The organism is Nodularia sp. UHCC 0506, assembly GCF_034931045.1.
Classification (GTDB): domain Bacteria; phylum Cyanobacteriota; class Cyanobacteriia; order Cyanobacteriales; family Nostocaceae; genus Nodularia.
Genome location: NZ_JAYGHH010000016.1, coordinates 11,013 through 32,890 on the forward strand (window position 1 = coordinate 11,013; position 21,878 = coordinate 32,890).

The window sequence follows — 21,878 nt, forward strand, 5'->3', positions numbered from 1 at the left end:
CAGCACCACCCCAAGTTGATTCTCCTTCGGAAACATTGGCGGAGAATACAGCAGAACTGATCTGGGAATATTCAGTTGAACAAACTGCAATCACCGCATCATCCCTCGTCACGCCACCTGATGAAGATGTCATTAGCAATTTAAGCGAACTGTTATGGGATTTGGAATCACAAACATCTGAGGACATTCAATCAGAATCTGGTGCAGCAATCATATCTTCTCCTGAAAATGGGGAGCAGTCTTTGGGGAATATGGATACCTCTGATGAGTTAGTGAAATTGGATCAAAGGACTACTTTAGTGCAGCAGCTGGCCGCTAATCTGTCACTAACTAATCGGATACCAGCTATTACTGTTAATCAACCGAATGTTCAAGCGCAGGACTGGTTTTATCAAGGTCTTCAGCAAGCTAGAACAGGTGATTTGGTAGGAGCGATCGCTTCTTATAACCAAGCTATTGAAATGAACCCTCATTCCCATGAATATTGGTTTAACAGGGGTTTGACTTTATTTCATTTAAACTATTTTGCCGAAGCGATCGCCTCTTATGACGAAGCCATAGCCATTAAACCCAATCACTACAAATCTTGGTATAACCGGGGGGGAATTTTAGGCGAATTAGGACAATTTGAAGAAGCGATCGCCTCTTTAAATCAAGCCATAGAAATTCAGCCCCAAAATCCTGAAGCTTTTTCTCGGAAGGGTTTAGCACTATTAAAATTAGGTCAACTTGGCGAGGCAATTTCCAGTTATGACCAAGCCTTATATCTGGAACCACAAGACCCAGAAAACTGGTATTACCGAGGCATAGCCTTCGCTGTCAGTGAGCAATATACAGACGCGATCGCCTCTTATGACAAAGCCATTGAGATTCAACCAGATTTCCACGAAGTTTGGATTGACCGGGGTGTAGTCTTATTTAGCTTAGGAAATTGGCCAGAAGCGATCGCCTCCTGGGATCAGGCCTTGGCAACACAACCAGATTTATACTTAGCTTGGTATAACCGGGGGATAGCCTTAGATAACTTAGGACAAAAAGAAGAAGCGATCGCCTCTTACCACAACGCCATAGCTATTAAACCCGACTTTCACTTAGCTTGGTACAACCAAGCAGTAGCCCTGTTGAATTTAGGCAGATTTGCGGAAGCGATCGTGACCTACGACAACGCCTTACAAATTAAACTTGACTATTGGGAAGCTTGGATTGGTCGAGGCACAGCTGCTGGTCATTTAACTAACCAAACACCCTTAAATTCTTTAACTAGCACCACCACACAACAAAATCCTTCCTTACAACAGGGCGGCTATGAGGGTAAAATAGCCAGCCTAGAAGAAGGATTAAAACATATTCGTCCAGATACTCACCCAGAAGGTTGGGGAAGACTGCACATAGCAAAGGGTAATACTTATTACGACCAAGGTCGGAAATCTGCAACAGCTCGTAATTATTGGTGTCAAGCCATAGCAGCATACGATCAAGCCCTGTTAACCCTGTCAACCGGAGACTTTACCGAGTTGCATTTAGAAGTTTTACAATCTCTGATTAAAACACTTTTGGGTATAGGTCAAACAGCACAAGCACAAGAATTACAGCAATTAGCCGCAGATTTATTAGCTCAACTACTAACAGAATCAACTCGTTCTGATGACAGTAAAAAACAGCTGGCTCTCAAATTTGCCGGAATTGGTCAATTAGAAGTTGATTTAGCCGTAGAGTACGGCGACTTGGTTGAAGCCTGGGAAATGGCAGAACAAGGCAAAAATTCTTGCTTAACTTGGCTACTATCTGATTGGCATGAACAAATTTATTCACACTACTACAGTTCAGTTCAACAACTCCTCAATCCCCACACAGCAATTATTTACTGGCATATTAGCCCAGTCGCTTTACATACCTTCATTATTAAAGACCAGGCTCCATCACCCATTTTAGTTTTTACTCCCATACAAAATATAGGCACAATAGACTTACAAGAAAACGACCAGAATGTTCATGAATTTCCTCTACCAGAAGCTGTGAGGCGTTTAATTGACTTTGAAGATTGGCTGGAAAACTGGCAGCAGGAATACACAGAATATATTAGTCAAGCCCAAGACCAACACAGCAAAAATAACCATCCTTGGCGAGTGGATATGGCAGAAAAGCTATTGGAATTAAAAGACATCCTCCAAATTTCCACAATTACACAAGAACTGGAAGACATCACCCAACTGATTTTAATTCCTCACCGCGACTTACATTTATTGCCTCTCCACACTCTTTTTAATATTTCTTCGCCCTCCCAGTCAGAACCAGCAAATAATTTTACTATTAGCTATTTACCCAGTGTACAAAAAGGTTTATCTGTAAAAGCTGAAAGTGTATGGCAATTATCATACCAAATGTTACTGAGTATTGAGTACCCCAACAGCACAAATGCTTCGCCATTAAAATTTGCCAAATTGGAATCTGAAATTATTAGTCAGATGTTCACAAATCCCCAACGCATTCAGGGATCTAACGCTACCAAAAATCAAGTATTAAATGCCTTATTTGATCATAATAATATTTTTCATTTTGCTGGTCGAGTAATTAACAACTACAGTGAACCAAAAAAATCAGCCTTAATATTAGTAAATGAAGATAAAATAAACTTAGAACAAATCTGCAAACAGAATCTCAGTAGTTACAAATTGGTGACACTTTCGGCTTGTGAAACAGCCAGAAATAAAACCGAGAACATTACTACCGAATATATGGATTTCGCCCGTGGCTTTATCTCTGGGGGAGTACCCCATGTGGTAAGTACCCTATGGACTGTAGAATCATCTACCAATACTTTAGTAATGATTGAGTTTTATAGAAGATTACAGCTAAATAATTCGCCAGTTATGGCCTTAGCTGAAGCAACATTATGGCTGAAAGAATTAACTGCACTTGAACTAACAAAATGGTATGAAGACTTACTAAATAATTTAAACCCCGATGATTTCAAAAATAAAGCTTATTTAGCCACATATTTATATAGAAGTAGTAAGATGGTTCCTGATAAGAAACTTTATACTCATCCTTACTACTGGGCAGCATACACAATTATCGGGATATAGCAAAGTGCTGAGTGCTGAGTGCTGAGTGCTGAGTGCTGAGTTTTGAGTTCTGAGTTCTAAGTAGAAAACAATTAGGGGCGGGTATGGCTACGCCACGCAAGCTATGACAGATTTATCTTGCTTACGAGTTAAAAATACCCTCAAACGAGCGCCCATATCTCAATCACCTTGGTAGATGTTTTCTCCGTATTTACTTATTTTTACATAGTTTGGTTTTTTCACGCCGACTTACTTACCAATAATAATTTCAATCAACCCGCTCCTACATTAAGGCTTTCAGCAATCAAAAATGTCCTAACCTCTTTGGGCGTTGCTATAATTCCTGAAAGCTTTAGATCCCTGAATTCTTGCAGAAATCGGGGATCTTCTATTTTTAGCTATTTAAACTGAGAATAAATTTTTTCTGGCAAAGGCGCAGAGAACAAGAATTAAAGAAATGTTATTTTGGCATTTCAGATTCCAATTCAGTAACGCCTAATTTTTGAATATCCTGAAGCGGGGCAAATTATTACCCAAAAGCCAACCATAAATATTTAGGTGCAGATTTTAAGCGTTTTGAGTCTGACTATTATGCCGAACTTGGTACTTATGCCAAAGGATGGCTACAAAATTAGTCAACAAACAGCTGATGGCTAGAGACAACAATATATAAGTAGGCAACATGACCACGCCAATTATAAACCAAGTAAATACGTGCATTACCATCACTAAAGCGAAGATAGTAGCAAATCCTACAGACTTCCACACTTGATGTATTGGACGACCCATTACTGTGAGGATAATTGTCAACGATGTGGCAATTATGTTTGCTGGGACAAGAAATGCACAAATACCTGTGCAATTGGTACGGGAGAACTCAGCTAAGGCGTTGAAATCAAGCATCAATTTGGTATGATTAATGTCAATATCTTAAAAATAAGAAATAAACATATTTTCAGACATTTGAATTTACCTTAACACATTGCTAAAGTGATGACTCTACTTATGTAACATAATTTAAACTCGTAAAAAAAATCTCATCATGTTTATAGTAATCATCAGCAAATTTTCCATTGAGTTGGCAAAATTTCATCAAATGGGAGTATTTTTTATTTACCAATTATTAAATTATTGTGTAATAGCTTAAAATATTATTACAAAAAGTAAACTGTAGATAGGGAGTTCAGACATCGCTTTATGATCATTCTCAGAGAATCCTGTATATAAGAAATGTACGATTCCTTCGGACTACTCCGCGATCGCAAGTACGCCATCCTCGGAACTGGTGCATTAGGTGGGTTTTATGGCGCTAAATTGCAAAAATCTGGTTTAGATGTTCACTTTTTCCTCAAGAGTGATTACGAACACGTCAGTCAATCTGGTTTATTTGTCGAATCAAAAGATGGTAATTTCACCCTTCCGCAAGTTAATGCCTATAAAGATGTTAACCAGATGCCAAAATGTGATGTAGTCATCGTGGCACTGAAGACGACTCAAAATCATTTACTACCAAAATTATTACCACCCGTGGTTAAAAATAGTGGGATAGTCTTAGTATTACAAAATGGTTTGGGTATAGAAGAGGATATTGCCCGAATTGTCAGCAATATTCAAGTTATCGGTGGGTTATGTTTTCTGTGTTCCAATAAAGTGGGAGCAGGGCATATTCATCACTTAGATTATGGAAAAATTACCTTGGGTGAATATACCCATGAATATAGACCTCATCCAATTACAGCTAGGACGCAGCAAATTGCTGATGATTTTCAAAATGCTGGTATTCCCATCGAATTAGCCGCAGATTTATTGCTGGCGCGTTGGCAAAAACTGGTGTGGAATATACCCTACAATGGGCTGTCTGTAATTCTCAATGCGACAACAGACGAATTAATGGCTGATGCTGACACTCGGAAATTAGTTGAAAAATTGATGAACGAAGTAGCAGCTGGCGCGAAAACTTCCGGCCGAATTATTCCTGATAGCTTCATTCAAACCATGCTGAATTACACTCTCAAAATGAAACCTTACCGTACCAGCATGAAAATTGACTATGATGAACGCCGACCCTTAGAAGTAGAAGCAATTTTGGGAAATCCCTTAAAAAAAGCCCAAGCAACAGGTGTAAATTTACCGCAAATTAGCTGTATATATCATCAACTAAAATTTCTGAATAAAAGAAATATCCTGGCTTATAGCAAAGTGCTGAGTGCTGAGTGCTGAGTATAAAGCCAGTTACTTCAAGGCTTTGAGCTATCGACACTGTTCGCACTTTTATGAAAACCGCTATAATCTCATTGCTTAACTCTTTCTCTTTCTTTGCGCCTCTGCGTGAAACTACCATGTCCAATACACTCACCCCAGCAATTCAACCAAAAACCGAAGATAGTTTTGCCATCACCTTTGCACCATTATCCCTAGAAGAAATCTACGCCAAAGCCAACGACGCAGCCAATGGTGCGGTAGTCGTAATGAGTGGAATGGTTCGCAATCAAACTGATGGACAACCTGTAATTGCTTTAGAATATCAAGCTTATGAACCAATGGCATTAAGAGTTTTTTATCAAATTGCGGCTGATCTTCGTTCCACTTGGTCTGATGTGAAGCGGGTAGTAATTTATCATCGCGTCGGGCGTTTGCAAGTAGGAGAAATCAGCGTCTTAGTAGCAGTTGGTTGTCCGCATCGTAGCGAAGCCTTTGAAGCTTGTCGTTATGCTATTGATACTCTTAAACATAATGCACCTATTTGGAAAAAAGAACATTGGGCTGATGGTTCTAGCACCTGGGTAAGTATTGCTGCTTGTGAGCATTAGTGATATTTATTAGGTGAATTCAATCTTAGCTAACTACGTGAAAACTCATCCTGTTTTCAATTACTGTTTCTCCTATTTAGGAGAATCTCAATATGAAAATTCAATCCCTACAACTAAAATATTTTAAGAAATTCCGGTCTTCTCCAATATTCGATTTCACAGATCAAGAAACTGGGTTGGCGCAAGATATTATTGTTCTCATTGGTATGAACGGTGCTGGAAAAACAAGTCTTTTACAAGCGATCGCTTCTACTCTCGGCACAGCAACTGGACGCTTAAAAGCACCTTCCGATTTAGAATGGGCAGGATTTAACTATGAACTGCTTGGAAGTAACTGGAGAGGATTTGAGCCAGAGGTAAATGTACAAGTGCAATTCTCATCTGGTGAACTCCAAGCTGTGCAAGAATTTCAACAGAAATTACAAGATATGGGTCGTGATTATTTGCAGCTTCCTGCTGACAAGCATATTGTTACCCTAAAATGGCGAGATGGACGTGTTCAAGCAGATAGTGCTGCTGAATTATTTCAATTTAAAGGAAGAGAATACGCTAAACAATTACTGCGTGCTGAAGGATTTTCAGTATTTGAACGAGTGGGTACAATTCTTTGGTACACAGAACAGAGAACTTCAACTAGCCTGACTACAGAAGATCCAGATCGTAAAGTTGAAATCACAGAAGACCTTTTGCGCGATCGCCTTTCTAAATGGCGACAATTCCATCAAGATGTAGAAACGCGTAAAATTCGCAATCTACGTCCAGGACAAAAGGATTTATACGCCCAAATTGAACGCACTTACAAAGCAGTCTTTCCAGAACGAAGTTTTGAAGGACCAGTTCCGCGAGAGAATGTGGACGATATCTTCAGTGAACTCTGGTTTTATTTATATGACGGTAAAAACCAGTATGAAATTTCTGAAATGTCCGGGGGTGAACGTGCTATTTTTCCAATGCTAGTGGACTTTGCTAGTTGGAATATTCATAACTCTATCATTCTTATTGATGAGATTGAGTTGCATCTACATCCACCAATGCAACAGGCATTGCTGAGAGCTTTACCCAAGTTAGGCACAAATAATCAGTTTATCATTACAACCCACTCTGATTACATAGAGCAATTAGTGCCTGAAGCATATATTAAAAGGTTAGAGGTGTAATTGTGAGTGTTGTTAGAGGCAAAATTATTTTCTGTGAGGGCAAGCAAACTAGCTTAGATTTTAGACTCCTGAATAGAGTTGTCGAAAACGTTTTAACAAATAAGCCTACAATTGTTCCCTCTGGTAGTAAGTTTACATTTTCGGTTTTTGTTCAGGGTTATTTTTCTAAAGAGGGAGCGACAAATCAACAATATATCATTTTTCGCGATCGTGATTTTGACGCTAAACCTACTTGTAATACTGCATTAATACCACTCAATTCCATGATGCTTACCCATCGTGCTTGTATCGAAAATTATTTATTAAACGCCGATTTAATTCATAACTATTGGCACACAAAATATATAGAAAAACGAGACAATCCCACTTCCAAATGGGGACATGGAGATTCACCAGGATTGGAAGGAATTTCAGCTTGGATGGAAGAAGCTGCAATCAGCTTGCAAGATTATCAAACAGTAAGATGGGCATTAGCTGATTTATTACAATCAAGTACAACTCGACATCAACTCAAAACAACATGGACAGGTGGAAGTGGTAAACTCCCTTCCTCACTTGCTCTTCAAGACTGTCAACGTCAAGCTGTAGAATTAATTAACCGCTTTCAAAAGGCTGTTGGAACTGTCACTCCAGATAGATTTGAACAAAGCCTTGCTGTATATCAGCAGCAGTTTTGCCAAGAGGAATTTTGGACACAGAAGCAGTATTTGATCTGGTTTCATGGTAAGGATATTCAAAAAGCGATGCAGCGACAAAAATCTCAATATATTGCTCTAGACAAGTTTTTTGATTGGGCTTTGAATCAAATTGATGTTAATCAATATCCCGATTTGATTGAGTTACAAGACCGAATTAGCTCTCTTCAATAAAACTAAACTTTAACGGGCGTAGACTTGCTTTACAAAAGTATTTAATTTAAATTAAAAATTATTGAAATTAGTGAACTTAATTTAACTCAAACTTTCGTTGCATTACTTAAACTTAATTCCAGTGATCTATTGCAGTTTGTAAATATATTTTGGGTATCGTGAGAATATTCCTTTAGACTGAATCTCAACGGGAAAGTATTGGATCAACGCAAATGCATTCAATGAATTTAATGTGCCACGAATTTGTAGTTGCTGTATCCTTTGTTGCTTGTATTGCTGGTCTGCTATTACTTTGGGATCGCAAACAGCCAAAAGATAATCTAGAAGAAACAGAGAAAATTCTCTTTAGAATGAGCTTCTCTTACTGGCTGGTTTACTGTTGTGCTTTTGGGCTAGAAAAATTGATTTTGCCGGACTGGGAAACTTTGCTCATGTCTGTAAAAATGACTATCGCTTTGTCATATTTCTTAACTTTTTCTTGTGTCCTCAGTTTGCCATTACACAAATTTTCAGTGCGCCAAGTGGAAGAATAGCCAATAGTCAACAATCGATGCACAATGGACAATGGACTATGAGGCTGATTTAATTCTCATGGCGATCGCGATCGTATCTTTAAATTTATCCTGATCTAAAGTGGTCAGGATAAAAACCTCTTGTACAGTCTTACCCTGACGCGCTATAACTTTATACCCACCTCGAATCGGTACAGATACACGCAGTTGCATTTTTGGACAATGGCCTTTAGCCCGCCCTAAAACACCTGGGGTGACAGTTTGAATACCATCCTGCTGACAGAGACGTTCTAAAATTGGGATCAGGCCAGAAAGATGAGTTGAGTGATTCCAGACTAATCTGCCATCTTTGCCAGAAGCGTCTTTTGCGGGTTTGCCCATGATAAATAATTAAGCCGCTTCTAAAGGAGCCATTGTTAAACCAGCTCGACGCAGCTGTTGATGATACAGTTCCGCCATTTCTTGGGGGCCAACCCAGACAATAGCTTGCCCTTCATAATGTATCTGATTGGTCAAATCCCAAGCCAGATCACCAGTCATCCCCGGAATATACTTCATCAAACACTCAGACACGTGTTGAAAAGTATTGAAGTCATCGTTTAAAACAATCACCTTGTAATTTGGATAAGTCTTGCGGACAACTTGAGTAGTCTTTCCAGGAGCTACAGTTGGTGCTGTACCCGCTCCATATACAGCTGCTGAAAGTCTTGTAACCATAAAACAGTGAGCCAACAGAATTTTACAAAACTACACTATAAATAACTAGTCTAGTCTATTGTCTGGAGAGTAGGGAATGGGGAGCATGAGCAATTACTAGCCCTGGCGATTAGAAATCACGGCTATACAAACTAAGTTCGCCTGCGCGGACTAGGAATCAAAATATTTTAACCCACGTAGGCGGCCTTTCATCTGGGAAGACGCTATTTTCAATCCCTTGGTGCTGTAACAATTTTGCTAACCCTAACGCCAATTCTCCCAGTCTTCGTTAAAAATCGAAGTATCAGGGAAAGCGGTCGGGTTGCCATTTTGCTGCAACAGACGTTTGAGAGCTTGTAATTGTGCTGCTGGTCTTGGTAAATTCTCTACCAGTTGATAAGGTGCAACTTGATTTTTTAAAGAGAAAGCCGCAGTAGTTCCCGCCGCAGCACCAGCAGACCATTCAAATGAGTGTACCCGATAGGCTGCCGCCGCAATATGACTGGTAGCAATACTTTTACCCCCCACAATCAAATTATCGATTTTCTGGGGAATCATGGCTCTGAGGGCAATTTGGAAGGGATAAGCTTGACCAGCACCGCGCCTTTCTCCAGGACGCTCTCTGTTACCAGCCGCTTCTGGAGGGCTTTTTTCCATGCAAGGATGGAAGTCTATGGCATAGTGACCAATACCGACAGCATCGGGGAAAATAGTCGAACGAGTCCGCCGCATTACTTGTTCAGGTGGCTTTTTACCTATAATTACGGATACTGCTTCTAAGCCTGCAAGGGTTCCTTGTAATCGCCGGTACATATCGGCTGGAAGTGTCTGGCGATAATATTCATCGTTGTAGTCGCGGCGAGAAATATCAGTTTCCCAAATCGTAAACCCTCCTGGTTGTCCCCAACTGGGACGGCCAATAATCCGCCGTCCTTCGCGCATATAGGGATATTTCGATAAGCCGTGCGCTGTTCCCATAGGGGAATTTAAGCCGGAGATAAAACGATGATTTGGGTGTTGCTGCTTTACACCTTTTCCTAGTTGAGAATCTGTAGTCCCAGCTACTAGCCAGTAATAATACGAAAGTGAAATTTCCTCACCTTTGCGGAGGCTTTCTGTCCGCAGTCCTCCCATCCAGCCACCTGGCTGCAACTGTTGAGTAGCTTGTAACTGTTGGCGCGTGTAAACTAGGTTATCTTGGGCAGTTCCTGGGCGATAGTCGTTACCCCAAGTCCAGTTTTGCATAGAAATGTCCCCTGGTGTGGGTGTTGAAAATCTTACACCTCCAAATGTTGCTGGTTCTCCCTGTTGCGGACTCCAAATGCGGCGATAGGTGAAAACTAAGTCAAAGTTTGCCAGTCGCTGTAATTCATAACTAAAATATGGAGAATACTGTAAATAAAATGGTGGCATTTTCTGGGGTTGCGGTTCCTTGGTAGCCTCCATTGCAAAAGTGTAAGTAAAGCCTTGGGTACAATAAGGATCATTTTGGACGCTGGAAGAAGAAGGTTCCAAATGAGAACGAGGGTCAATACCCAAGCGGTAGGGAACATCAGCAAGGGCGATGATTTCCCCTGTTTCGCTGGCATCAACAACGTACCATTTTGGGGCGTTTCCTTGGCTTTTTGGGGGAACTAAGCGAATAATATTTTTTGTGAACCTAGATGAGTTTTGGTAGCTATAAGCATCTTCTATAGTTTGAGATAAAGTGAAGGTGTTATGAGGTGGTGCGCCTTTTGCTGGTTGATGTTGAATTGCAATAGCATTACTAATTAATTGTCCACCACCCTCAACTGTAGAAGATGTAATTTCTAAATCCTTAATTACCGTATTTGGGAACCATTCTAACTTGCCTCTACCCTTTTTCTGTGCATCTTTGAGCATCTGAGTCATGATGGTATGAGCATCACGAGGCAAAAAGCAAGAGTCACTTACCCAGCAGTCCCCAGGATTAAGTTTACCGTATTTGCGTTCAATGCGATTTCGCAATTCCAAGTAGCCACGAGAATAAAATTGGCGACTGCGCTGGGTGGGGCGTTCATCTAATGCAGATGTCCCTTGGGAAGAAATTTGTCCTCCTAACCAATCGGTAATTTCTGTGAGGCAAACTTTGCGCCCCGCTAGTAAACCTTCGTAAGCTGTAGCGACACCAGAAAGTCCACCACCCACAACTAATATCTCACAAATTACGGTTTTGTCTGGGTTTCTGGGTGGTGCGGCAACAATGGTAGAATCAGGTGCCATCAATTGAGATATTAAGCTGACACTGATTAGTGATGTCAGGCTGTATGCTAATTTATGTCTACGCTTCATAGTGAGAGAAAGTCCTTAACTCCTATCATTGATGTGTAGACGGTAGCATCTGACAAATGTTAATCACAAGTTCACCCCATAGTTACGCAAAAAAAGCCAGATTTAAAACCTGACTTTTTTACACGTTAAGGAAATTCCCACTAACAAAATAACTAGCTTGTAGGCTCAGATATTGCACCGGGCGACGGTCAGTCGCGACTACACAGGCAAAACCCTGAGACTCAATGCCGTAAAACACCCTAATGGCATGACAAGCTTAAAGTATTGCATTATGTTTCTCTTGTGGAACAGGAATCTTGCCTGTTTTGGGCAGACTAGAGAGCTTACCCCACAATATTTATGGTTATGCACAACATTAGCTGTGTCAGTCCACTACAAATACTGGCTAATTGATATTTAGTAATTCCCTAAATGAATTTTTTAGTTATGAAGTTTAGTAGCGGTTACGACCACCACCTCCACCACCATATCCTCCTCCTCTGTTACCACCACCAAAGGAACCTCTGTCTTCCTTGGGTTTAGCCTTATTCACTTTTAGTCCGCGACCCATCCATTCAGCACCATCTAGGGCTTCAATGGCAGCTGTTTCTTCTGCTTCACTTTCCATTTCCACAAAAGCAAAACCACGCATCCGGCCTGTTTCACGGTCAGTAGGTACTTGAACCCGCTTAACAGTGCCATATTCAGCGAATACTCCACTGAGATCCGCTTCTGTAACCTCGTAAGAAAGGTTGCCTACGTAAATCGACATCGGATTGTCTCCAAAATTATTACTGTGTATAGATTTAAATTTCGGAGAATTAAATTTGTAGATACCAAAAGGGAATACCTGTCAATACTCAAAACAAATACTGTCACCGAATAAATCCTAATATTCTTAAGATTACACACAAGCTAACTATCTGTATATAGTAGATAGTTAAAATATGATTAACTTCTTAAGTTGTGTCTGCCTTTGGTACTTCGCATAAGCGTTATGTTACTTAGCAGTTCACTTTTCACAAGTTCTCACCAAACCAATGTAATATACAGATAAGTTTATAAAAATTAACAATGGTAGAACGCCCAATCAAGAAATCGGAACGTCAATCCCAAGCAATTACAGACAACAGTTCCGAAAATTCCGATTCTATGGTTCCTGTAGAATCTCAGTCTAAAAGCTTGAAACCAGTTGTTAATCGCTCGTCTAACACGGGTAAAAAATCATCTTTAAAAGATGATACTAGGCAAAAAGTTAATCCTGCCTTGGCACGTGGTCCAAAACCCGTTAAACCGCCAGTTAGTGTCAAAACCGAACCTGAAAGCGAATCTGAATCCATCTCTGATGAGTCTGTTGAGTCCTGATTGCTGATTCTGGAATATAAACCTAGTTATTTCAAGGTTGTAAGTTGGAGCCTTTATTTCTTCTGGGAAATTCCTAAACTACCCCTACAGATATGGCAAGTGAATCATCTGCTTCCTGGCTGACTCGAACCAAGCAACAGCATTTGATTTCACTTGCGCCTTCTCCGATTGACTACTTTTTCTTTATACAAGCTGCGACCAATAAGGATTTTGGTGATTTAACCTCGTTCCTTATGTACAGCTTTTGTTTTCTGTAGTTAAAAGATATCCCTGAAAGCTTATTTTAAGCAGGAACGACTTGAACAATCAGTGAGCGTTTATCCAGTGACTGGACTTTACCTACTTCACTCAAAGCAGCGACAATGCGGTCTAGCATTTCTCCAGCTTGCTCGCGATGTTGATGTTCTCGACCTCGCAAACGTATAGCAAACTTGACGGAATCGCCTTTACTCAACCATTGCGTCGCTTGCTCAATACGTAAATTATAGTCAGCTATACCCACGTTTGGACGGAATCGAACTTCCTTGACTGTGGGTCTAGCACTCTGGGTTTGACGTTTTTTCTTTTGATACTGAAGCTTACCATAGTTGATAATCTTCGCAACTGGTGTGTCTTTGCTTTCGGAGACTACAACCAGGTCAAGGTCTACACTTTCTGCTAGCTGTAGAGCTTCGGAAGTGTCAACCAGACCACGGTTATTATTCTCATGATCAATCAAGTAGACTTGATTTGACTTGATTTGCGAGTTGATTAGTTGTTTTTTGACTACGATAATGATTGCCTCTTAATTTACTAGTTTTCTGTGCCAGCAATACTATACTAAGGTAACACAATCATCACTGTCCTTCTTCTGTCATTTGCTATGAAATATTAAGTTTTTTGGGGCTGAAATGCCGAAAGACAAAAATCTGCTAGGGTGCGTTTCTATATTTTTGCAGACTTGCACGCCATAAAGTATTCGGACAGAATTAAATTCTGGTATAGATTGGAGATAGGCAAGCCACTTCAAAAACTGACCCAAGAATCAGGATGGTTCTTATGAAGCGCAAAAATCAAGTTGTCCTCTCTTTAGTATTGAAAAGCGCTATTGTCTTTTCGCCCTTGCTACTGTCTGCTGGTATTGCTAGTGGAGAAACTAGGCCATCCGTTTCCACTGAACTAAATACTACTCAGATATTATTTCATCAGCAGCCGGGAAGATTGGCTCAGTTGCAAGCACAACAGCCGACTCAAGAGCAAGTCCCACCGGTTGGGGCGCAACCTTTGAATAGTACGATTGTTTTATTCAATGTGTGGTTGGTGATATTGAGTCTGTTTCCTGTGGCGGTAATTGCTTTATTCTGGTTGTTGCGAAAAGTGGCAATTCGTGAAATTGTTCATCGAGCCATGAAGCAACTACAGGGAGTGGAAAATTTACAAAACCAGCTAACTATTGTGAAGCAAGATGCTGAAAATCTAATTCAAGAATCGAAAAAGGTAAATCGGGAATTAGAAAAAGAAGTTGCGACTTTGCAAGCAAATATTAAAAAAGAACAAGACAATTTAGCTAATTTGACTTCTGAATTGTTGGAGTCTAGAGATAATATTTTGGCAGGATTGAAAACAGAAATTCAAAATATTCAAGAAAATTTAGAGTCCGAATTTGTTATAAAATTATCTCAATTAGAATTGTCAGCACAACAAACAAGAGATAAAACAATAGAAACTTTAGAAAAGTTAAACTCTGATTTTAACCATAAACTAGATGAATTGCTGTTTGAAGCTGCACAACAAAAGAATATAACTCTGGAAGATTTAGAAAAATCTAGGCTTGAATTTATTGCCCAGCTTTCTAGCTTACAGTCTGAAACTCAGCAAAATCAGGATAAGACTGGGGAAATGTTCAAAAATTTACAGGTGGATGCTCAACAAGAAAAGAATGAGATTATAGAAAATGTCAGAGCATTAGAGAATTTATTTAAATCAGAAATATCAGAATTAGAATCGGAAACTCAGCAACACAAAGATAGTATTTTCGAGAGTTTAGGAAGTTTGCGGGGAGATGCACAAGAGGAGAAAGATAAAACCTTGGCAACTTTAGGAGAATTAGAGAATTTATTTAAATGTAAAGTAGCGGAATTACAGTCTGAGATTCAGCAAGAAAAAGATATTATTTTGGAAAATTTAACAAAATTACAGTTAGATTTTGCTTCTCAATTATCGGAATTACAGGTTGATGCTCAAAAACATAAAGAGCTTATTATTGCCAATTTAGAAGCATCAGGTTCTGAGTTTACTGACCAATTTTCGGAATTACAATTAAATGCTCAAGAACAAAAGTTGTTAATTCTGGAAAAGTTAGAAAAATTAGAGACGGATTTTGTGGCTCAACTTTCTGAGTTGCAGTTAGATGCTCAAGAACGCAAGAATATAATTTTGCAGGAGTTGATGAATGCTGAACTGTCATCTGTTGCAGAAAAGGTAGAAATTCCAGAACAGTTGGTAAATACTCAGTCGCTATCTATTGTGGAAAAGGCCGAAATTCCAGAAATTCAGCCACCACCGTCAGAGTTAGTTAATGATTATCTCCAAGAGGGAGACGAGTTATTTGCTCAAAGAAAATATGAAGAGGCGATCGCACTCTATGATAAGTTAGTAGAAGCTGAACCTGATAATCATGTTGCTTGGTTAAAACACGGTTTAACTCTAGGAAGACTGCAACGCTACAAAGATGCGATCGCTGACTATGAAAAGGCTATTGAAATTCAACCAGATTATCATCAGGCTTGGTGCGATCGCGGTGTGGCTTTTGGTAAACTAGGACAACAGCAAAAAGCTTTCGATTCTTTTGATAAAGCTACCCAAGTGAAACCTGATGATCCGGTGGCTTGGTTGAATCGTGGTCTGGCTTTGATAGAATTAGAAAGATATGAGGATGCGATCGCTAGTTTTGATCAAGCTATAGACATTAATCCCAACTCTGCCAAAGTCTGGGATAAACGCGGTTATGCTCTGGTAAGATTAGGAGAAGATGATGAGGCGATCGCTAGTTTTGACAAAGCATTAGAAATTAATCCCAACTATGCAAGTGCGTATTATGATAAAGCCGCTTGTTACGCACTGCAAAGACAACTTAAATTAGCCTTGGCAAATCTGCAACAAGCAATTGAACTGAATCCCAGATATCAAGAAGATGCAGCATTTGATATTGATTTTGATGAAATTGCTGATGATAAAAGTTTTAAGGAACTGATATCGAAATAGAATATAGAACCTCACCCCCCAGTCCCTCTTCTTCTCCTCAAGGGAGACGCTACGCGAAGATAAGGAGAGGGGAGTAGAGGCGAAACCGAAATTCCAGCTTTCCCCTTAGTTTTGGACGGTTAACTTTTTCTATCCACTTTCCTCCAAAACTTAATCTTAAGGGTTTTCAAGCTGCCTTCATATAATCAATACTATATTTATTCAGCAATTAAACTGCCTTTAAACTCTAACCTAATTTGGTAAACACCTTTAAGGTCTATTCCGGCGTTTTTTGCTTGGGGTAATGAAATTATCCAGGTAGTAAAGGGAGTTGGCTGATAATAGTCATGCTTATTTTCTTCAGCATCTTCACCGTCAATCATTATATTATTTGTGCTTGTGTATTTGAACTGGCGTTGGAGTGGTGTCGCCATAAATTCGTATTTTTGACCTTTATAACGGTCATAAAAAATACCAGAAGTCGAAAGTGAGACAGTAATGGGAGCAAATTTTGAGGGAGCTAATGCTTGAGAAATTGCACCATCAATCCAGGCTCTTACTGTCCTAATGCGAACACGATTACAGCCTTCAAATTCCGGTTGAGCTAGTGAGATATTCCAAGTTATTTTTCCAGTTTTTTTAAATATCTCTAGCATTTCCGGGTCTGATAGCACGCAGGTTATTTCCTCCATGTCCTGGGGTCGGGGATCGAAACGCTTTAATGCTGATACTAAATCATTCTGAATAGTTGCCAAATCTTTTTTAAGTTCGGAAACTCTCTTCATAATTGATGGGACGAAACTTGGCTGCCGTAAAGCCCAGTATTTGTAAGCAGCGTTATGATTTTCGATTGCCACAAACAGCCATCTTTTAACATTCAAATATCTTTGATACAACAACTGCATCATTTCCTCATTTGGCTGCTTGCCTGCCTCCAATTCTTTGACATAACTTTGAATGCGGCTAACTTGCTTTTCACTAACTTCTTTTTCTAATTTTAGCCGCACAAGTTGTTGCGTTAATTCTATAAATGTGCGTTGACTTGTGTTGATTGCTTTACCATAAATTGCTAAAACGTGGAGTTCTTTGAGATACTCAATAGCACCGTTAACTTTTTCGTCTACAGGCATTTTTAGTGCTACTTTGACTTCTTGCTCAAAGACAGACCAAGAGATATCATCAGACTTTTCTAAATTCGGGTTTGATAAATCTGTGAGTTGGTCAATCTGCTTGAGTAAATCACTTTTATCAATGGCTTTCTCAATAGTTTCTACTACTTCGAGAATTTTGGCTATCGCTTCGATAGCTTTATCCAAAACTTCAACAACTTTTATAATTATTTCTAGTGCTTTTGCTACTTTGGCGATCGCACTTGCACCTTGAGCTGCCTTTGCAACAGTTACACCAATAGCAGCTATACTTCCGGTTGCACCTGCAACTCCCGCAGCCGCAACGGGAACACCTGCACCACCAGCTGCTACTCCTACAACACCAACTACTACTATTGTGACACTACCTACTAATCCAATCACCGCAGCAGCAATTTCGACGGATGCTTTAATACTCTCAAAAGTAACTTCCCGTTGTTTTTTAGCTTTCCATTCTTCTAACCCTTTTTCAAACACCTTTTTGGACTTTTCCAGCTTGTCTTTTTGGACAGATATCCGGTTAATATTGGCACTAAAACTCTGCTTGGCATTAACTAAATTATCGTGAGCCTGGTCTATCAACTTTTGAGAGAAATTTTCTGTATCTGTAAAGTAGCCAAGCATCAAAGATGCTGATTTATGACGCTGGATAAGATCCAAGTTGGCATTGCGAAAGTTATCATATTCCAGTTCAAAACTTTCTGCGGCATCAGTAAAAGCTTTACTCAATTCCTGATACTGAGAACGACTGAGGTAAGGAACAAAAGGTACATTACCAGATGCAGCTTTTAAATCTAATAACAGAGCCGAACTTTGCAAGAATATTTCTTGCATTTCTAGCCAGGTCGAGGTGCTTTTTTTTATCCATGCGAGGATAGCACAAGCAATATCCTTTTTGGATTCAGCTAAGATTGTCGCATATTGAAAACTTATAATCAGCTGCTTGTATAATTCAGATTGAATTGTCCGCATATTGGCAGGAAAAGAATTTAGATCCGTTTTAGAAACTTTTCCTTCTCGATATGCAACTCTAAATCCCAGAGAAGTAACTTGATTAATTTCCTCAGTCCATAACGGATTAGTTTCTTGGTTGAGTAATGCCCTGATTTTGAGAGAACCACCCACTTCATTCGTGTAAATAACTAATGATGCTGCTTGTTTATCTGGAAATTTTAAAACAATTTCGGCTTTGTCAATTACTTCTATGCGTCTGGCAATAATGATGATGGAATTTCCTTCTAGTTGCAAACGGTAGTCTTGGGGAATTTTGACAACATCGGCATAAATAGTCAGTACCTTCCAATCAATATTTTTTGCCTTAATGTCAACAATCGCTTGGGGAAGATTCACAAACATTTGACGCATAACAGGCTGTGGCTCTGTTATGATCTCAGTAATTCCAGGAATATGAAAGTGATCCTCTAAATCCTGATAGAGCGATGCCCATTGTGTGACTACATTTCCTGGTAAAGATGATAATTCTGACATGGGTTTTTCTACTTCTATTTAACTTATTTTTGGCATGGAAATTATTAACTATATCAGTAATGATCTGATATAGCAAAAAATATGAGATTGGCATATATGTAGCAATCAATCCCACATTTATCACTTGGTTTTATTTATGCAGTTTTTGGCAAGAAGTTTGCGTAAGCTTTCATGCGATAAGTATCAGCTTTCTCTGCTAAATTCTTCCATTTAAGAATAGCGTCATCAATATAAATGTCAGCAACAATCAAATTATTATGATGGGCTATGACATCTGCTACCAATACTTTCAATTTTGTTAAATCAGCTGCGATCGCACTCCAGGCAGATTGAATTTTACCAAGAGCTTCTAATGCAGTTTCTAGCTGTTTATCAATATCGTGTACACCTTTTTTAGCTTTTTCTATCTCAGAAACCACCCTTACTTCATCACTGAGTTTTTGAATTAAATCAACAATCTGTCTAGCAGCATCTTCAGCATCGTTTTTAGCTTTGACAGCTCTATCTATATAAATTCCTAACACTACACCACCAGCAATCCAGCCAACTAAAGGGATCCACATATAAGTAGGTGTTGTTGCCGCAACTACAACATAATGATGATAATCAGCATTAGCTTTTGCTAATCTGTCTTCTTGTACTTTCTTTTGATTCTGTAGCTCTTTTATTTTTTGATTATTGCCAATAAATTTAGCTTCATACACTACATATAATTTGTCTAAATTTCTATCATGATCGTGACAATAATTACTAAATCTTGTGACATCATCGGAAACCTTAATCGCTCTTTGTTCATAATCTGTAGCTTTAGCTATCAAATTATCCACCAGCCTGTAAAATTTTTTCACTTCTGGAGAACTTAGTGACATATCATCACTTTCTGATATTTGAGTTGCCAGTTTTCCAATTGCACCATATATAGTTTGAGCAGAAGTACCGTAGTCATAAATATCAGTTGCTAAACTGACAATACTTGGGTAAATATCGCTTTGCCATTCGCTACAATGCTTGTGAATTAAACTGTAAGCTTCACGAATGTCATCAAATTGCATTTTGTCTTTGGTAATGGGTAATTCCAAGGCATTCGCAACAAATAACTGCACTTGAAACAACTGTTCACTGTCAATTACAAACCCTTCTGGTGCCGATGTAGTATTTTCTGCTAGTTGCTTTGGTCCAATATCTACTGTTGTAACGGTCATTGTTTTTACCTTCAACGTCAATTTGATTTAATTGTATAAAATAAGACTACATGATGAATCTACATACTTTCCCGAAAATATTGAATTTTGTCATATAACTTGACATACTTTCCCCGCTACTATGTACACACAAGTTGGTAAATTCGGTTCTTGCGTCTCTTTTCTGGAGAATTAATAGTAAAGTGCCATTTTAATAAACAGTACCACTGGTAGTTTTGCCATCAAAATAACCGACTATTTCCCCAAACCATCTAATCATTGTCCCGATAGTCTTGGTTTCCAAAAGAACCGGAAATTCTTTTTTGTCTCCTAAAACCCCACCCCTAACCCTGGAAGCGACAGACGGCTAAACTAATAATTAGCCTAAATAGCAATAATAGTATGACTGCTGCTACGACTGTAAAAACTGAGTACGAAGCGATTATTGGTCTAGAAACTCATTGTCAACTGAGTACCAATACCAAGATTTTCTCTAATAGCTCTACGGCTTTCGGTGCTGACCCTAATACTAATATCGACCCTGTGTGTATGGGTTTACCTGGGGTTTTACCTGTACTGAATGAAAAAGTCCTGGAATATGCTGTAAAAACCGGCTTGGCTTTGAATTGCCAAATCGCTAAATATAGCAAATTTGACCGTAAACAGTATTTTTATCCTGACCTGCCTAAAAATTACCAAATTTCTCAATATGACCTCCCCATTGCTGAACATGGTTGGTTAGAAATTGAAATGGTAGATGCTGAGGGGAACCCGATTCGTAAACGCATTGGTGTAACTCGTCTGCACATGGAGGAAGATGCAGGAAAACTTGTACACGCGGGCAGTGACCGCCTATCTGGTTCTAGCTATTCTCTGGTAGACTACAATCGCGCAGGTGTGCCATTAGTGGAAATTGTCTCGGAACCTGACTTGCGTTCTGGTGAAGAAGCTGCTGAATACGCTCAAGAAATCCGCAGAATTGTGCGTTATCTCGGTGTCAGTGATGGCAATATGCAAGAAGGTTCTCTACGCTGTGATGTCAATATCTCGGTGCGTCCAGTGGGGCGAAAAGAGTTTGGCGTGAAGGTAGAAATTAAAAATATGAACTCGTTCAACGCCATTCAACGGGCGATTGATTACGAAATTGAACGCCAAATTGCGGCTATAGAAGCGGGTGAACCGATTATCCAAGAAACTCGGTTGTGGGAAGAAGGCGCTCAACGTACAAGTAGTATGCGGGTGAAGGAAGGTTCCAGCGATTACCGCTACTTCCCAGAACCAGATTTATCACCTATTGAGGTATCTAACACGCAATTAGAAGCATGGCGCGGCGAACTTCCCGAACTACCCGCCTACAAACGTCATCATTATGAAAGTGATTTGGGGCTTTCGGTTTATGATGCACGAGTGTTGACAGAAGACCGCACCGTGGCTGATTATTTTGAAACTGCGATCGCCTCTGGTGCAAACCCTAAAGCTGCTGCTAACTGGATTACTCAAGATATCGCCGCCTACTTGAACAAGCAAAAACTCAGTATTACTGAGATTGCTTTAACTCCGGCTAATTTAGCTGAAGTAATTACACTGATTGAATCAGGGAAAATCAGCAACGCCCAAGCTAAACAAAAGCTACCCGATTTACTTGTTGGTGTTTCCCCGGAGAAAGCCTTTGCAGGTCAAGAATTAATCACTGATCCTAGTGTACTAGAACCGATCATTGATGAAGCGATCGCCGCTAACCCCAAGGAACTAGAAAAGTATCGCAACGGCAATACAAAGCTCAAAGGCTTCTTTGTGGGGCAAGTTTTGAAGAAAACCGACAAGCGAGCCGACCCTCAGTTAACTAATGAATTAGTGGAGAAAAAACTGAATACGTAAGTATTCATCATTTCTTTACAGAATTTATTCATCATATCTTTACAAAGATGACAGAAAAAGAGGTTACACCCCTCACACCTAAAGAGGTATTCTGTGTGAAGTAGATGAACCCTAATGATCTGGAGAGCCGCATCAGTAGCTCTCCTGATTTTTTGCTATAGCGAAGTGCTGTTAGCGGTAGCGGGGCGTTTAGCC

Annotated in this window: 17 protein-coding genes; 9 read left to right on the forward strand and 8 right to left on the reverse strand. The window is 39.6% G+C overall.

The features are described 5' to 3' along the window. Positions 1 to 3,086: CHAT domain-containing protein (locus tag VB654_RS11735; protein WP_323213943.1), on the forward strand; the 3,086-nt coding region annotated here is incomplete at its 5' end. Positions 3,087 to 3,632: 546 nt separating this feature from the next. Here VB654_RS11735 and VB654_RS11740 read toward each other — a convergent pair. Then, positions 3,633 to 3,968 (reverse strand): hypothetical protein, encoded by a 336-nt coding sequence (locus VB654_RS11740; protein WP_323213944.1) that lies wholly within the window; start codon positions 3,966 to 3,968, stop codon positions 3,633 to 3,635. 327 nt (positions 3,969 to 4,295) lie between these two features. Here VB654_RS11740 and VB654_RS11745 point away from each other — a divergent pair, with 327 nt between their 5' ends. The 5 genes from VB654_RS11745 to VB654_RS11765 all read left to right on the forward strand — a co-directional run bounded on the left by VB654_RS11745 (position 4,296) and on the right by VB654_RS11765 (position 8,434). Continuing rightward, a complete protein-coding gene (locus tag VB654_RS11745; RefSeq protein ID WP_323213945.1) occupies positions 4,296 to 5,285 on the forward strand; it encodes a putative 2-dehydropantoate 2-reductase in 990 nt (329 codons plus the stop codon). A gap of 119 nt (positions 5,286 to 5,404) precedes the next feature. Then, positions 5,405 to 5,875 carry a molybdenum cofactor biosynthesis protein MoaE gene (locus VB654_RS11750; protein ID WP_323213946.1) on the forward strand — a complete coding sequence of 157 codons (471 nt, stop codon included), beginning with the start codon at positions 5,405 to 5,407 and terminating at the stop codon, positions 5,873 to 5,875. Between the two features lie 92 nt (positions 5,876 to 5,967). Further along, positions 5,968 to 7,032 (forward strand): AAA family ATPase, encoded by a 1,065-nt coding sequence (locus tag VB654_RS11755; protein ID WP_323213947.1) that lies wholly within the window; start codon positions 5,968 to 5,970, stop codon positions 7,030 to 7,032. A gap of 2 nt (positions 7,033 to 7,034) precedes the next feature. Beyond that, the gene (locus VB654_RS11760; protein ID WP_323213948.1) at positions 7,035 to 7,901 is read left to right on the forward strand and encodes a hypothetical protein; all 867 of its coding nucleotides are present in this window, start codon (positions 7,035 to 7,037) and stop codon (positions 7,899 to 7,901) included. Positions 7,902 to 8,122: 221 nt separating this feature from the next. After that, positions 8,123 to 8,434, forward strand: a complete 312-nt coding sequence (locus VB654_RS11765) for a hypothetical protein (protein ID WP_416235682.1) — start codon at positions 8,123 to 8,125, stop codon at positions 8,432 to 8,434. 36 nt (positions 8,435 to 8,470) lie between these two features. Here VB654_RS11765 and VB654_RS11770 read toward each other — a convergent pair whose 3' ends face one another. From VB654_RS11770 to VB654_RS11785, 4 genes are all read right to left on the reverse strand, one after another. Then, the gene (locus tag VB654_RS11770) at positions 8,471 to 8,794 is read right to left on the reverse strand and encodes a DUF2103 domain-containing protein (RefSeq protein WP_323213950.1); all 324 of its coding nucleotides are present in this window, start codon (positions 8,792 to 8,794) and stop codon (positions 8,471 to 8,473) included. Positions 8,795 to 8,803: 9 nt separating this feature from the next. After that, positions 8,804 to 9,130 carry an ATP-dependent Clp protease adapter ClpS gene (clpS, locus tag VB654_RS11775; protein ID WP_323213951.1) on the reverse strand — a complete coding sequence of 109 codons (327 nt, stop codon included), beginning with the start codon at positions 9,128 to 9,130 and terminating at the stop codon, positions 8,804 to 8,806. A 243-nt stretch (positions 9,131 to 9,373) separates the two neighbouring features. After that, entirely contained in the window at positions 9,374 to 11,422 is a 2,049-nt protein-coding gene (locus VB654_RS11780) for an FAD-dependent oxidoreductase (protein ID WP_323213952.1), read from the reverse strand. A 433-nt stretch (positions 11,423 to 11,855) separates the two neighbouring features. Next, a complete protein-coding gene (locus VB654_RS11785) occupies positions 11,856 to 12,173 on the reverse strand; it encodes an RNA-binding protein (protein WP_323213953.1) in 318 nt (105 codons plus the stop codon). Positions 12,174 to 12,475: 302 nt separating this feature from the next. On the opposite strand from VB654_RS11785, the gene VB654_RS11790 reads away from it, so the two are divergent. After that, entirely contained in the window at positions 12,476 to 12,766 is a 291-nt protein-coding gene (locus VB654_RS11790; protein ID WP_323213954.1) for a hypothetical protein, read from the forward strand. A gap of 283 nt (positions 12,767 to 13,049) precedes the next feature. On the opposite strand, the gene infC is transcribed toward VB654_RS11790, so the two are convergent. Then, positions 13,050 to 13,544: a translation initiation factor IF-3 gene (gene infC, locus VB654_RS11795; protein ID WP_323213999.1), complete on the reverse strand. Its 495-nt coding sequence runs from the start codon at positions 13,542 to 13,544 to the stop codon at positions 13,050 to 13,052. 260 nt (positions 13,545 to 13,804) lie between these two features. On the opposite strand from infC, the gene VB654_RS11800 reads away from it, so the two are divergent. Continuing rightward, positions 13,805 to 16,009 (forward strand): tetratricopeptide repeat protein, encoded by a 2,205-nt coding sequence (locus VB654_RS11800; protein WP_323213955.1) that lies wholly within the window; start codon positions 13,805 to 13,807, stop codon positions 16,007 to 16,009. 197 nt (positions 16,010 to 16,206) lie between these two features. Here VB654_RS11800 and VB654_RS11805 read toward each other — a convergent pair whose 3' ends face one another. Beyond that, the gene (locus VB654_RS11805) at positions 16,207 to 18,624 is read right to left on the reverse strand and encodes a hypothetical protein (RefSeq protein WP_323213956.1); all 2,418 of its coding nucleotides are present in this window, start codon (positions 18,622 to 18,624) and stop codon (positions 16,207 to 16,209) included. A gap of 134 nt (positions 18,625 to 18,758) precedes the next feature. Beyond that, entirely contained in the window at positions 18,759 to 19,826 is a 1,068-nt protein-coding gene (locus VB654_RS11810) for an alpha-xenorhabdolysin family binary toxin subunit A (RefSeq protein ID WP_323213957.1), read from the reverse strand. Positions 19,827 to 20,207: 381 nt separating this feature from the next. Here VB654_RS11810 and gatB point away from each other — a divergent pair, with 381 nt between their 5' ends. Next, positions 20,208 to 21,683: an Asp-tRNA(Asn)/Glu-tRNA(Gln) amidotransferase subunit GatB gene (gene gatB, locus VB654_RS11815; RefSeq protein WP_323213958.1), complete on the forward strand. Its 1,476-nt coding sequence runs from the start codon at positions 20,208 to 20,210 to the stop codon at positions 21,681 to 21,683. The last annotated feature ends 195 nt before the right edge of the window (positions 21,684 to 21,878 follow it).